This window comes from Christiangramia forsetii KT0803 (genome assembly GCF_000060345.1).
Classification (GTDB): domain Bacteria; phylum Bacteroidota; class Bacteroidia; order Flavobacteriales; family Flavobacteriaceae; genus Christiangramia; species Christiangramia forsetii.
This window is the reverse complement of sequence record NC_008571.1, coordinates 3,677,529-3,691,084: the sequence shown is the minus strand read 5'-3', so window position 1 is coordinate 3,691,084 and position 13,556 is coordinate 3,677,529. Positions and strand designations below refer to the sequence as shown.

12 protein-coding genes are annotated in these 13,556 nt (G+C 38.4%); 7 read left to right on the top strand and 5 right to left on the bottom strand.

Features of this window, described 5'->3' with window-relative positions; translation table 11 throughout:
* Positions 1-31 precede the first annotated feature (31 nt).
* Entirely contained in the window at positions 32-541 is a 510-nt protein-coding gene (locus GFO_RS16640; protein ID WP_011711368.1) for a DUF1440 domain-containing protein, read from the top strand.
* Here the strand turns inward: GFO_RS16640 and GFO_RS16635 are convergent.
* Complete coding sequence (locus tag GFO_RS16635) at positions 538-3,006, bottom strand: ligase-associated DNA damage response DEXH box helicase (protein ID WP_011711367.1); 2,469 nt, start codon at positions 3,004-3,006, stop codon at positions 538-540. The two genes, GFO_RS16640 and GFO_RS16635, sit on opposite strands and share 4 nt — an antisense overlap.
* Before the next feature lie 61 nt (positions 3,007-3,067).
* Positions 3,068-3,766, bottom strand: a complete 699-nt coding sequence (locus GFO_RS16630; protein ID WP_011711366.1) for a hypothetical protein — start codon at positions 3,764-3,766, stop codon at positions 3,068-3,070.
* A gap of 80 nt (positions 3,767-3,846) precedes the next feature.
* Here GFO_RS16630 and GFO_RS16625 point away from each other — a divergent pair, with 80 nt between their 5' ends.
* Positions 3,847-4,899 carry a hypothetical protein gene (locus GFO_RS16625; protein ID WP_041250175.1) on the top strand — a complete coding sequence of 351 codons (1,053 nt, stop codon included), beginning with the start codon at positions 3,847-3,849 and terminating at the stop codon, positions 4,897-4,899.
* Here GFO_RS16625 and GFO_RS16620 read toward each other — a convergent pair whose 3' ends face one another.
* Both GFO_RS16620 and GFO_RS16615 read right to left on the bottom strand, forming a co-directional pair.
* Positions 4,900-6,492: an ATP-dependent DNA ligase gene (locus GFO_RS16620; RefSeq protein WP_011711363.1), complete on the bottom strand. Its 1,593-nt coding sequence runs from the start codon at positions 6,490-6,492 to the stop codon at positions 4,900-4,902.
* Entirely contained in the window at positions 6,489-7,511 is a 1,023-nt protein-coding gene (locus tag GFO_RS16615; protein WP_011711362.1) for a ligase-associated DNA damage response exonuclease, read from the bottom strand. Before GFO_RS16615 ends, GFO_RS16620 begins: the two co-directional genes overlap by 4 nt.
* A gap of 154 nt (positions 7,512-7,665) precedes the next feature.
* On the opposite strand from GFO_RS16615, the gene GFO_RS16610 reads away from it, so the two are divergent.
* Entirely contained in the window at positions 7,666-8,097 is a 432-nt protein-coding gene (locus GFO_RS16610) for a TerB family tellurite resistance protein (RefSeq protein ID WP_011711361.1), read from the top strand.
* On the opposite strand, the gene fbp is transcribed toward GFO_RS16610, so the two are convergent.
* Positions 8,070-9,116 carry a class 1 fructose-bisphosphatase gene (gene fbp, locus GFO_RS16605; protein ID WP_011711360.1) on the bottom strand — a complete coding sequence of 349 codons (1,047 nt, stop codon included), beginning with the start codon at positions 9,114-9,116 and terminating at the stop codon, positions 8,070-8,072. The genes GFO_RS16610 and fbp overlap by 28 nt on opposite strands.
* A gap of 103 nt (positions 9,117-9,219) precedes the next feature.
* On the opposite strand from fbp, the gene GFO_RS16600 reads away from it, so the two are divergent.
* From GFO_RS16600 to GFO_RS16585, 4 genes are all read left to right on the top strand, one after another.
* Positions 9,220-9,708, top strand: a complete 489-nt coding sequence (locus GFO_RS16600; protein ID WP_011711359.1) for a GNAT family N-acetyltransferase — start codon at positions 9,220-9,222, stop codon at positions 9,706-9,708.
* Between the two features lie 145 nt (positions 9,709-9,853).
* Complete coding sequence (locus GFO_RS16595) at positions 9,854-10,330, top strand: GNAT family N-acetyltransferase (protein WP_011711358.1); 477 nt, start codon at positions 9,854-9,856, stop codon at positions 10,328-10,330.
* On the top strand, positions 10,330-11,580 hold the full coding sequence (locus GFO_RS16590; RefSeq protein ID WP_041250424.1) for an aspartate kinase: 1,251 nt from the start codon (positions 10,330-10,332) through the stop codon (positions 11,578-11,580). Before GFO_RS16595 ends, GFO_RS16590 begins: the two co-directional genes overlap by 1 nt.
* A 41-nt stretch (positions 11,581-11,621) precedes the next feature.
* The gene (locus GFO_RS16585) at positions 11,622-13,424 is read left to right on the top strand and encodes a GNAT family N-acyltransferase (protein WP_011711356.1); all 1,803 of its coding nucleotides are present in this window, start codon (positions 11,622-11,624) and stop codon (positions 13,422-13,424) included.
* Positions 13,425-13,556: the final 132 nt, after the last annotated feature.

Genomic DNA, 13,556 nt, shown 5'->3' with positions numbered 1-13,556 from the left:
ATAATTTTATTTCGTAAAAATGAAATAGATTATGAGCGTAAGTACTTTTCTTCAGAAAGATTCATATATGTCTAACACAAGTCGTGGACTTATCTCCGGATTCGTTGGTGGGTTAGCCGGTACGGCGGTAAAAACTCTTATTGAGCAATTTTTACCGGTTAGAAAGATCGAACAAAGTTCAGCTCAAATTAAAATAATTGATGATTTATCGGTTAAAATCACCGGAACTCCTGTCAGCATTGAAAACGAAGCTTTAGCCGAACAATTGGTGAATATTCCTATGGGTGGTTCGTTAGGAGCCGCTTACGGATATGGTAAAAAAGAGCGGTACGGCCTTAGACCCATGGATGGGATTGCATTTGGCGCCACCACCTGGGCATCTACCCACGAAACCTCTTTACCAATTTTAGGTTTGGAACCTAAACCTACAGATGTTCCTATTAGAATGCAGATGAACGAGTTGTTTGCTCACGTCGCATTTGGTGTGGTAACTGAGGTGGTAAGACATTATGTAGATAAGCAGATTAGAGAAAATAATTAATTTTCCAGCTGCTTCAGCATTCTTCGTATTCTATCTTCCAGTTTTTCTGAAGACAATTTTTCCCGTAGCCTATCGGTTATAATCGGAAAAGAGAAAGGCGTTGGTTTTTCACATTTTCGCCATTCTATTTCCTGATCTTCTATTCGTTCCAGGGACAATCTCAATCTTCCTTCTTCCAGTTGATGTTCAAATGTTTCCCTGAATGCTTGCTGATATAACAAATTATCTTCTTCATAATCCCTGAAAACACTGAACAATAGCTGCGAATTAGACTGAAGATGTTTGCTTTTTACCAGTTTATTCGGATACCCGGTAAAGACAAGGCCTGCCACCACCGCAATGTCACGGAATTTCCTTCGTGCCATCTCAGTTGCATTCAGGCTTTTATAGAGATCATCCATCAAATATTCTGCGCTAAACAGGTTATTATCTAGCACCTGTTGCATATCGATCTCCTGATCTGAAAGAAGTTCAAATCCGTAATCATTAAAGGCAATGGAAAAACTGATAGGCGATAAAAGACTTATTCGGTAGGCCAGGAGACTTCCTAAAGCTTCATGCACAAATCTGCCTTCAAATGGATAAAAAACCGCATGATATCCTTCTCTCGTTTTAAAAGTTTCGATAAGAAACTCATCGCTTTTTGGAATAATTGAATCTTTCTTTTGTCTTTCAAAAATCCCGGATAAGGCCATAAGTTCCTTAGTCGACTTTTCACCTTCTTCAAGCCTTGATGCGGTATACATTTCTTCCCTCAGCAATTCACTCATTTGTGCTGAAAATGTCATTCTCCCACCCATCCAGCTAGGTACTTTTGAAGTTTTCTTTGAAGATTTTCGAACCAGTACCTGCATATTTTTGATCCGCACCAACTCTAAATTTCTTCCTGCAAAGGTAAATACATCCCCCGGCTTAAGTTTGGAAATAAACCATTCTTCCATAGTTCCAATATAGCCGCCTTTCATATATTTTACGCTCAACATGGCATCGCTTACGATAGTTCCTATTTGCAGGCGGTGACGCATAGCCACTCCGCGATTATTTATTTTGAACCTACCATCCTCTTCGATCTCCACTTTTTTATATTCATCATAGGCTTGCAGACTCTGGCTGCCTTTGGTAATAAAATTCAGGATCCATGTCCATTGCTCGGGAGTAATTCCCTGGAAACAAAAAGTTGAAGCGATCTCCGGATAAATTTCTTTCGGATAAAACCCATCAGAAACCGCCAGCGAATTCAAATATTGCACCAGTACATCAAAACTCATTAAATATGGAATTCTATCTTCCACAGCCTGTTTTTGTACCGCTTTTTGTAGTGCAGAAGCTTCAATAAGTTCTATGGCATGGGTTGGTAGAAAATATATAACGCTAACTTTCCCCGGTTGGTGACCACTACGACCTGCACGCTGTAAAAATCTCGCAACTCCCTTTGGCCCGCCTATTTGGACGATGGTTTCCACCGGAGCGAAATCCACACCCAGGTCAAGACTGGAAGTACAAACCACTGCTTTCAGACTTTCATTTCTAATGGCCTGCTCTACCCAAAGCCGGGTTTCTTTATTAATACTCCCATGGTGCATGGCTACTTCCCCCGCAAATTCAGGATATTTATGCATTAATTTTTGAAACCAGAGTTCACATTGCGAGCGGGTATTCGTAAAAAGCAGCGTAGTTCTGGAATTATTAATAATGGGAACCACCTCATCCAGAAGATGCAATCCCAAATGTCCTCGCCAGGGAAATTTTTCCATTTTATCAGGGATGATAGATCTCACCTCGATCTTCTTTTTCAAGTTTGCCCTGATCATTACTGAATTTTTCAAGGCTTCAGAAGTTGGTCCTAGCAAAACTTCCCGAGCCTGTTCCAGGTTTCCTATAGTTGCCGAAATTCCCCAGACCCGCAGATCTTTAGAAACGGTCTTCAGTCTGGACAAAGCCAGTTCTACCTGCACTCCGCGCTTAGTGCCTAAAAGTTCATGCCACTCATCTATAACAATTGCCTGAAGGCCTTCAAAAGTTTTATCGTAATTCTTGGAAGATAATAGCAGATGAAGGCTTTCCGGAGTCGTAATTAAAAGATCGGGCATTGCTTTTTTCTGGGCAGCGCGTTCCTTTTGAGAAGTATCTCCGGTTCTTATTCCTACCGTGAACTGAGTGCCCATTTCTTCGGCAAACCTGCTGGCCGCCTGTTCAATTTCTACGGAAAGCGCTCGCAAGGGAGTGATCCAGATCGCTTTTAATCCCTTTTTATGTTTGGTTTGGTAATCGGGATTTTTTTTAATGTAGTCTAAAACAATGGGAACCCACAGGGCATAGGTTTTTCCGCTTCCCGTAGGCGCATTAAGCAATCCATTTTTTTTCTGTAAATATGCTTTCCAGGTATCTTTCTGAAATTTGAAAGGCTTCCAGTCATTTTCAGAAAACCAGTTTTCAGCAAGCTGCAAAAGATCAGCTCTTTTCAAGAGAAATATGGGATTAAATTGGAAAAATACTTCGGGTTCATTGAAAACTAATAATAAGGAGCTAACGCTCTATTTTAAAATTATCAAGGTTGATATCGTCCATACCAATATTATCAAACGGATACTCCAGTTGATTCTGGATATTATACAAAGAGATTAGAATAAACTGGGTTAACAAAACTATAAAATATGCGATCCAGTCTCCATCGCTCATCCCAAGGTTATAGATAATGGTAGGAGCATAAATAAACGGAAAAATATATATAAAGATCTCGCAATAAGCCATCAGGCTAATAGGAGTCCTGTGCGTATGTATGGCATGTAGATTCTCAATACTCTCGTGCATGTCTTTCATATATTTAAACACACGGTCTTTTAATTTTGCAGGAATAAGATTGTCTTCATCAAGCACAAATTTATAGATCTTATGGGAGTCTTCATCTAAGAGTTTAATATCATTATCCCGTTTGGAAAGATGTTCAAGTGTTCTATTATTGATCTCGGTAAGCATAGTCTCAACTTTTAATTTCTGCTCTGGAGAGAGTTCTTCATTACTCACTAAAAAGTATTTCAGCGTTTTTACCGCACTTATAAAATCACTTAAATGTTCCAGAGCTTTTTCCCTTCGTTTAAACGAACCGCGAATAGTGAAAACCAGTGGAAATATGATGGCAATACTAAGCAAAGTGAGGTCTACATTGAAGTCTAAATCAAACCTCAAAGCTAAAAACGTAATCAAAGCTGAAATAAGCAAGGTCACGATAGTCCTGTAATTTATTATGGAATAATATTTTCTAATACCTTGATTTTTAATATTTTAGATAAATATATACTATAATTATGGATAAGCGAACTTTCCTCATCATTCTTATCCCTACTTTTTTCTTTTTCAGCTCCTATTCCCAGGATGATATCCAAGATCTTCCGGAGAGCTTCTCTTCGCTGTTTTCTGAAGAAGGAATAATGAATATTTCTATGAAGTATTCTAATAAAGATATTAAAAAAGTCACCAACGATTCTACCTATATTGATAGTTACCTGGTGTTTGAAACCGAAAACAAATGGGATTCTCTGGAGGTGAGAATACGGCAACGGGGTAATTTCAGATTAAAAAATTGCTATTACGCTCCTATAAAAGTGAAGATAAAAAAAAAGGAGGCCAAGAACACTCCTTTTGAAGGTCATAAAAATCTTAAACTGGTCCTGCCGTGTTTAATTCAGCGAGATAATAACGATAATGTGATCAAAGAATATCTGGCTTATAAACTTTATGAGATCGTCTCTCCTTTTCATTTTCAAACCCGCCTGGTTGAAATAAACTATGAGGAAGTTAAAACGAAAAATAACAGGACACATGAGCTCAAAGGGTTTTTTATAGAAGATGATAAGCACGTGGCAAAACGCATTGGCGGGAAAGTCTTAGCGTCCAACACCCATCCTATGAACCAGATGGCACTGGAATCTGTGAAAAACTCCTTTTTTCAGTTTATGATTGGAAATACAGATTTCTCTAATGCCTACCAGCATAATTCAAAATCTATCTTTCTGGAAGGCCAGATTATTCCTGTTCCGTATGATTTTGACATGGCAGGAATGGTAAATGCAAGTTACGCAACAGTATCTCAAATAAATGATAAAAAACTGGAGATCGAAAAAGTCACTCAGCGTATGTACCGAGGTTTCCAGAGAGACCCGAATCTTTTTAATCAAGTAAGAATTGAATTTATCGCCAATCGCTTACCAATTTTAGAAGCTATTCAAAAATGTGAATATCTGTTTGAGAGTGAGAAAGAATACATTGGAACAATAAATTATATCGAAGAATTCTTTGAAATTTTGATCAACGATAGGAAATTTCAACGGGAGATCCTGGGGATGGCTCGAAGAAACTAATCAGGGAATCAAATTTTTGAGATCTTCCAGCGTATTGGCATCCTCCATCTTTTTATCTTTCCGCCAGCGTAGAATTCTCGGGAACCTGGTTGCTACACCGCTTTTATGTCTTTTAGATTCTGCAATGCCTTCAAAAGCTATTTCAAAAACATGATGCGGAGTTACACTTCTGACCGGGCCAAAACGCTCCAGGGTATTTTTCTTGATCCAGGCATCCAGGCTTCTAAACTCTTTATCGGTTAACCCGGAATAGGCTTTGGCAAAAGTTACCAATTCTTTATTTTCTTCATCCCAAAGCCCAAAAGTATAATCGGTAAATAAATTGCTTCTCCTACCATGACCTCTCATGGCATAAGTAAGAACCCCATCAATGGTTAAAGGATCCACCTTCCACTTCCACCAATCTCCCTTTTTCCTACCAACTAAATAAGGAGAATCCAATCTTTTCAGCATTAAGCCTTCAGATTTTACTTCCCTGGAATTTTCCCGCACCTGGGCCGCTTCTTCCCAACTCTTAAATCGAATGCTTTCAGATAAATGTAAAGGCAGTTCTTCAGATTTCACTTTATAGTATAATTTTTCGAGAATTTTTCTACGCTCGCCAAATGCAATATTTCTAATATCCTCTCCTTCCCATTCCAGAACATCATAAGCTTTCAGAATTACCGGCGTTTTCTCCAGCAGTTTCTTACTTATATTTTTTCTACCTATCCTGGTTTGGAGGTCCTTAAAGGTTCCTATTTCCCCCTTCGGAAATGGTAAAATTTCACCGTCTATCACTGTCCCATTTGGAATAGCTTCTACCAATGCCTCAAATTCCGGATATTTATCGGTAACCAATTCTTCCCCCCGGCTCCAGACAAAAAGTTCATCATTCCTTATAATTACCTGCGAACGTATTCCATCCCATTTATGTTCTGCACTCCATTGGGAAACATCCCCTAAATCTTGCGGTTCTCCTTCAATAGCGTAGGCCAGGTAAAAAGGATAGGGTTTGGAAAGAAAATTTTCCTCATTCTCTTCCAGAATCAGTTTCTCAAAAGTGATTTTTGAAGGTTCCCAGTTGCCCATCAGTTTATAGGCGAGGATATCTTCGTCAATACTAGTCGCTTTGGAAAGCGCACGGGTCATTAATTTCTGACTTACCCCAATTCTGAAACTTCCGGTAATGAGCTTTGTAAAAACAAAGCGTTCATAATAGTTCAAGTTCAGCCAGTTATCAAAAAGATAAGCTTTCTTCTCTTCTTCAGATTTCTTTTTCAACTCAACGATTTCCTGTAGAAATTGATTCAGACTTTTCTCAGATGATTCATCGGCAGGTGGTATTACCAGGGCAATAGTTTCAGCAAGATCACCTACAATATGATAAGATTCTTCAAAAAGCCATAGTGGAATTTTTGATAATTCTGATGCCCACTCACGCATAAGCGTAGTATTTACAGGACGTGGTGGTCTTCTATGACTCAATATCGCAATGGTCCACACTTTATCTTTTGGCGGCGCATTATTAAAATATTCGGTAAGTGCCGCTACCTTTAAAGTGGTTTTATTAGTGCTGTCCAGCGTTTTAATAAGATCTGCAAATGCCTTCATTCTGAATCTTTTTCTTTGTCGCTTTCCATCTGGCCAGCTTCTCCCTCGTATTGAGTTTCTTCGGTTCTGGCGTCATATCCCTGTTCCCTCAGAAATCTGGAGAAAATATCGGTATAGCCATGCGTGCAGATCACTTTTTCACAACCGGTTTCTTTTATAGATTTCAACAATCCCTGCCAGTCACAGTGATCGCTTAGCACAAATCCTTTATCTATCGCCCTTCTGCGTCTCGCCCCTCTAAACGTCATCCAGCCACTTGCCGAGGCAGTCACATAAGGCACCATTTTCTTGATCCAGGTAGTACCGTGTGCACTTCCCGGCGCCAGCACTATATTTCCTTTGATCTCTTCTTTTTTGGTCTCCCTGGTAATCCTTGTAGTTTCCGGGAAATCTATCTGATCTCTCAGTACTTCGGTCATATTTTCAATAGCTCCGTGGGTATATATTTTACCGATAGATGTATCCAAATGTTTCAGCAGTCGCTGAGCTTTACCTAAAGAATATCCAAAAAGCACAGATGTTCTTCCATCATCCTGGTTTTGCTGCCACCAGTTATTAATATCATCAAAAACCTGTTTCTGCGGAATCCATTTAAAAGCCGGAAGACCAAAAGTACATTCAGTAATGAACGTGTCGCATTTTACGGGTTCGTATGGAACAGCGACGCCATCATCTTCGGTTTTATAATCCCCGGTAAAAACCCAGACTTCGCCCTTATATTCAACCCTTATCTGGGAAGAACCTATAATATGACCGGCAGGATGCAAAGAGAATTTCACGCCGTTAATCGTAAAATTTTCATTCCATTCAACTCCTGAAACTACAATATCCCCAAGCCGGTGCTTAATGATAGGCACATTGCTGTGATGGGTTATATATTTTTTATGTCCCCAGCGGGAATGATCGGCATGTCCATGGGAAATAATAGCTTTATCTACCGGTTTCCACGGATCCAGATATACATCTGCCGCAGCACAGTAAATGCCATTCTCATTAAAAGCTAATAAAGGTATTTCCATAAATTTACTTGAAGGACATTGAAATTAAAGAATAGAATTTTCAACCTGAAAGGATTAAGAAAAGATTAGCGATTGACTAGGTTTATTTTCCATGCCGCCAAATGCTAAAAACATACTTGTTTAACTATATTTGTATAATAAAAACATTACTAGAATGTCCTTTTCAGATTTATTTGGCTCGGGAGAGCACTTACGTAACCTTAGTCACTTCGCTTCTATTGTGAACCTTGCTGCCGTTGATGGCGACATCAATGAGGATGAAGAATTACTTCTTAAACGTTTTGCGAGAAAACTTGATATTAGTGAAGATGAATATGCCAAGGTTATAGAAAACCCTAAGTCTTTTCCTTTGTCTTCTTATAACAGCATTGAAAGAAGACTGGAACGTCTTCATGATCTTTTCAGAATAATTTTTGCAGATCATATTATTGATGATGAGGAAACTGAGCTGATCAAAAAATACGCAATAGGTCTTGGCTTCTCAAGCCAGGCTTCTGAAGGTATTATTAAGCGCTCTATACAGATTTTTAGCGGACAGCTGAATTTTGAAGATTATCGCTACTTGCTTGAAAAGGAAAATTCCTGAGACTGAGGATTAGCCTTCGCATTTGCCATAAATTCTTCTGCTTTTTCCACCATTTTTTTGCTTCCGCAGAAGAAAGGCACACGCTGATGTAATTCTGTAGGATCAATATCCATGATCCTTTGAAAACCATCACTGGCTTTTCCCCCGGCCTGTTCGGTAATAAATGCAAACGGATTACATTCATACAGCAGTCTTAGTTTCCCTTCACTGGCTTTAGAACTTTTTGGATACATAAAGATCCCACCTTTGATCATGTTTCTATGAATATCTGAAACCATTGAACCAATATATCTCGAAGTATATGGTCGGTTCCCTTCTTCCTGCTGGCAATATTTAATATAATCTTTTACTCCCTGTGGAAAATGAATATAATTCCCTTCGTTTATAGAGTATATCTGCCCTTCTTCCGGAAATTTCATATCTGGATGAGATAAATACCAGGAACCCAATGCAGGATTCAGGGTAAAGCCATTTACTCCATGCCCGGTTGTGTAAACCAGCATGGTTGAAGTTCCGTAAATAATATATCCCGCAGCTACCTGCTTATTTCCCGGCTGAAGAAAATCTTCTTTTTGAACCGGCGTTCCCACTGGAGTTACTCTTTGATAAATAGAAAAAATAGTTCCTACAGAAACATTTACATCAATGTTAGAGCTTCCATCCAAAGGATCCATTAAAACCACATATTTATTCTGGTGATCTCCCTTATGTCCTTCAATCTGGATAAAATCGTCATTTTCTTCGGAAGCAATTCCACAAACGATCTCCCTGTTGGTTAAGGTTTGAATAAATTTATTATTCGCATACACATCCAGCTTTTGCTGATCTTCACCCTGAACATTGGTTTCTCCATAAGCGCCAATAATATCTACCAGTCCGGCTTTATTAACTTCGTGATTTACTACTTTGGCTGCTAATCGTAAAGAATTGATCAACCTGGAAAGCTCTCCCGAAGAACCCGGGAAATCTGATTGATTTTCTATAATAAACTCTCCAAGGGTTTGATTTGGCTTAGACATCGATGCTTTTGTTTTTCGCTGGCTAAAGTATTAAATTTTATACTTACTACAACGTTTTCGCTTGCAATAGTAGTATTGTTTATTTTTGTATAAAACTATTTACATGGAAATTAACATACGTAAAGCTACAAAAGTTGATATGAAAGCCGTTTTGGAACTCATCAATGAACTTGCTGTATTTGAAAAGGAACCCGAAGCTGTTATTATTGATGAAAATGACTTAATTAGAGATGGCTTTGGAGAGAATCCTGCCTTCCATTGTTTTGTAGCTGAAGCTAATGGAAAAATTGAAGGAATGGCCCTTCTTTATTTTAGGTATTCTACCTGGAAAGGAAAAACGGTACACCTGGAAGATCTTGTGGTGAGGGAGAAATTCAGAGGAAAAGGACTCGGTTCTGCTCTTTATACAAAAGTGATAAAATTTGCTGCGGAACAGAAGGTAAAACGTGCAGAATGGGTGGTGCTCAACTGGAATAAAGAAGCTGCAGATTTTTACCGTAGAAGTGGAGCAGATGTTATGGAAGACTGGAATACCGTACAAATAAACGAAAAATCTATGCATAGCTATCTTCAAAATAAGGGCATCCTTTAAGACTGCTTTAATAGGCTTATGAATTTCAATCCGTATTTTTGTTAAAAATCTGAATTATAAAATAAGTCATAAGAAATTTTGATCCCTATCTAAATGATTATTGGCGAATTGCATTAGACCGTTAAAAATAATAAATATAAAAGTGATGAAATATACTATACGCGAAGCCAGACGAGAAGATATGAACCAGGTTCTGGAACTTATCAAAGAATTGGCAGCTCATGAAAATCACCTGGACGATGTTGAGGTCACTACTAAGGATCTTGAAAAAGAAGGTTTTGATCATGGCAATTTTAAATGCTTTGTAGCGGATGTTTCGGGCACAATTGAAGGAATGGCGCTAGTATACTTTAGATTTTCCACCTGGAAAGGCAGAACCGTTCACTTGGAAGACCTTATTGTTCGTGAAAGTGTTAGAGGTACTGGGCTTGGCGGTGCACTTTATCAACAAGTAGTGAAATATGGGCATGAACATGGCGTTAAACGTATAGAATGGGTGGTTTCTGAAGGAAATAGAAATGCGATAGAATTCTATGAAAACACCGGAGCTGAAATAAAAGAAAGCTGGAAAACCGTTCACATGGAAGAAGGCGGAATTCAAAAAAATATAACTAAGAAGTGATCAAAGTTTTTAAGTTTGGTGGAGCCTCGGTCAAAGACGCCGATGGAGTTAAAAATCTTATTAAAGTTCTAAGAGCAACCGGTAGCGAAAATAAGCTCATCGTGATCTCGGCGATGGGAAAAACCACCAATGCATTAGAAGTCGTGGTTAAGGATTATCTGAATATCGCTGGAATTCCGGCTAGTTTAGACGAAGTGAAAAATTACCATAGAAATATAATAACCGGCCTTTTTCCAAATAAAGAAGCTTCGGTTTATCCTAAAATAGAAACCTTATTTACTGAACTTGAGAATTTTCTTCAGCATAATAAATCAAATCAGTATGATTTTGTGTATGACCAGGTCGTGAGCTTTGGAGAGTTATTTTCTACCACCATTGTTAGTGAATATCTAAATTCCCGGCACATAAGTTCTAATTGGCTTGATGCTCGAAATTTTATTAAAACAGATAGCACTTACCGCGATGCCCAGGTAAACTGGAGTAAAACGCAGGAGAGAGTTCAGGAAAATATAGATCCTAAAAAACTTAATATTATCCAGGGATTTATCGCTTCAGACCTTAACAACTTTACTACCACACTAGGCAGGGAAGGTTCAGATTATTCTGCAGCGATCATGGCATATTGTCTAAATGCTGAAAGCGTCACCATCTGGAAAGATGTTCCGGGAGTTTTAAATGCAGACCCCAGGTTTTTTGAAAATGCCCAACTTCTGAATAAAATATCATATGAAGAAGCCATTGAGCTTGCATTTTACGGAGCTTCTGTAATTCATCCTAAAACCCTTCAGCCATTACAGGGAAAGGAAATCCCGTTGTTTGTTCGTTCCTTTCTAAATCCTTCAGAAGAAGGTACTGCCGTAAGCAAGGGTAAGACCATCTTCCCTGAAATCCCCTGTTTTATTGTAAAAAAAGATCAGGTTTTGATCTCCCTGTCTTCCCTGGATTTCTCGTTTATGGTAGAAGAGAATATTTCAGAAATATTCAAACTTTTTCATCAATATCAAATGAAGGTAGATCTTATCCAAAATTCTGCCATTAGTTTTCGGGTTTGTGTCGATAATAGATTTAATCAACTTGAAAAGCTTATTCAGCACTTAAAGGCCAGATTTAAGGTAAATTATAAGACCGGTGTTTCTTTATATACCATTAGACATTTTAATGAAGAGGCTATTAATTCTCTGGAAAAAGATAAAAATGTGCTTTTAAAACAACTCACCCAAAATACCGTTCAACTGGTAGCTGAAAACTAAATTTTGATTTCTTATTTTTATTGAACTAAACCAACCGCCTCATGGGAATCGTAAGTGCCAAAGAAGTTGCAAATGTTATGAACCTGGGGAAACTGGGATTTTTGGGAACAGGAATAGGCTGGCTTGTTTTGAAAACCACCAAACTTTCCAGAATCAATAAAGAATATGACAAACGAAAAGATCTGGAAGGTGTAGATTTTATCGAGTCGATACTGAAAGAATTTGAGATCGACTTTGATATTCCCGAAAAGGATTTGAAAAGAATCCCGAAAGAAGGCCCGTTTATTACCATTTCTAATCATCCCCTAGGGGGCATTGATGGGATGATCCTGATGAAACTCGTTTTAAAAAGCAGACCCGATTATAAGGTGATCGCCAATTTCCTTTTACATAGACTGGATCCGCTAAAACCTTATATACTTCCGGTAAATCCTTTTGAAGATCATAAGGAAGCAAAATCCAGCCTTAGCGGAATGAAAAATGCTATTTCACACTTAAAAGAAGGTCATGCGCTGGGCATTTTTCCCGCCGGAGAAGTTTCTACCGATCGCGATAAACGACATATTGTTGACAAAGCCTGGGAACCCTCGGCAATGAAGCTTATTCAAAAATCCAAAGTCCCGGTAGTTCCTATCTATTTCCATGCTAAGAATAGCTTATTTTTCTACAGACTTGCCTCTATGAGTGATGTTTTTAGAACTGCGAAGCTTCCAAGTGAGATGCTTTCTCAACACCGCAGAAAGATCAAGGTAAGAATTGGGCATCCTATTTCAGTAGAAGATCAACAGGAACATTCAAATCTCGAAACTTACACGGCATTTTTACGTAGAAAAACTTATATGCTGGCTAATGTTTTTGAAAAGAAAAAACTTTTGTCCAGTCTTCCAAAAACGTTGAAAATCCCTCGTTCTACAAAAGATATTGCTGAAGAGACAAATTATGAACTCATAAATAGCGAGATCGAGAATTGTAGAAAAATGGATAAACGCCTGCTTCAAAGCAAGAATTATGAGGTATTCCTGGCAAAAAGAGAGGTAATCCCGAATATTCTAAATGAAATTGGCCGACTGCGGGAGATTACTTTCAGGGAAGTTGGGGAAGGCACCAATAACAGCACAGATCTGGATAAATTTGATGATCATTATCATCATCTTTTTCTCTGGGATAAAGAAGCCGGAAGGATAGCCGGCGCTTATAGAATGGGGATGGGAAATGAAATCTTTGCCAACCATGGAATCGATGGTTTCTACCTTCAGGACCTTTTTCGCTTTGAGCCGGAATTACATAAAATGATGAGTCAGTCTATTGAAATGGGACGAGCCTTTATCATCAAAGAATATCAGTTAAAACCCATGCCACTCTTCCTTCTTTGGAAAGGTATCGTGCATTGTACTTTAAGATTTCCTGAACATAGATATCTTATTGGCGGAGTGACCATCAGTGATAAATTCAGTAATTTTTCAAAATCATTGATGATCGAGTTCATGAAATCCAATTATTACGATCCATATGTTGCGCAATATGTTCATCCAAAGAAGGAATTCAAGGTAAAACTGGAAGATGCCGATAAAGACCTGGTTTTTGACGAAAGCGAAGCTGACCTCAATAAATTTGATAGAATTATCGACGAACTGGAGCCTGAAAATCTGCGCCTGCCTGTACTTATCAAAAAATATATTAAACAGAATGCTAAAGTGGTCGCCTTTAATGTGGATCCTCTTTTTAATGATGCGGTTGACGGCTTGATGTATATTAAAATTGCCGATCTTCCCGAAAGTACCGTAAAGCCAGTAATGGAAGAATTTCAGAAGGAACTTGAAGAGAAAGCTGCGGAGATTAAGTAAGTTAGTTGGTAATTAGGAAAAAAAAATTAAACCTTAACTTAAAGACCTTTTTTGGAAACTGGAAACTGGAAACTGGAAACTGGAAACTGGAACTCCAAACCTGTTAAGATACTGTTATTCCTGAATTCGTAT

Excerpts from the sequence above, each read along its gene's own strand:
- GFO_RS16640 (WP_011711368.1), top strand. The coding sequence starts at position 32 with ATGAGCGTAAGTACTTTTCTTCAGAAAGATTCATATATGTCTAACACA.
- GFO_RS16625 (WP_041250175.1), top strand. The coding sequence starts at position 3,847 with ATGGATAAGCGAACTTTCCTCATCATTCTTATCCCTACTTTTTTCTTT.
- GFO_RS16620 (WP_011711363.1), bottom strand. The coding sequence starts at position 6,492 with ATGAAGGCATTTGCAGATCTTATTAAAACGCTGGACAGCACTAATAAA.
- GFO_RS16615 (WP_011711362.1), bottom strand. The coding sequence starts at position 7,511 with ATGGAAATACCTTTATTAGCTTTTAATGAGAATGGCATTTACTGTGCT.
- GFO_RS16610 (WP_011711361.1), top strand. The coding sequence starts at position 7,666 with ATGTCCTTTTCAGATTTATTTGGCTCGGGAGAGCACTTACGTAACCTT.
- fbp (WP_011711360.1), bottom strand. The coding sequence starts at position 9,116 with ATGTCTAAGCCAAATCAAACCCTTGGAGAGTTTATTATAGAAAATCAA.
- GFO_RS16600 (WP_011711359.1), top strand. The coding sequence starts at position 9,220 with ATGGAAATTAACATACGTAAAGCTACAAAAGTTGATATGAAAGCCGTT.
- GFO_RS16595 (WP_011711358.1), top strand. The coding sequence starts at position 9,854 with ATGAAATATACTATACGCGAAGCCAGACGAGAAGATATGAACCAGGTT.
- GFO_RS16585 (WP_011711356.1), top strand. The coding sequence starts at position 11,622 with ATGGGAATCGTAAGTGCCAAAGAAGTTGCAAATGTTATGAACCTGGGG.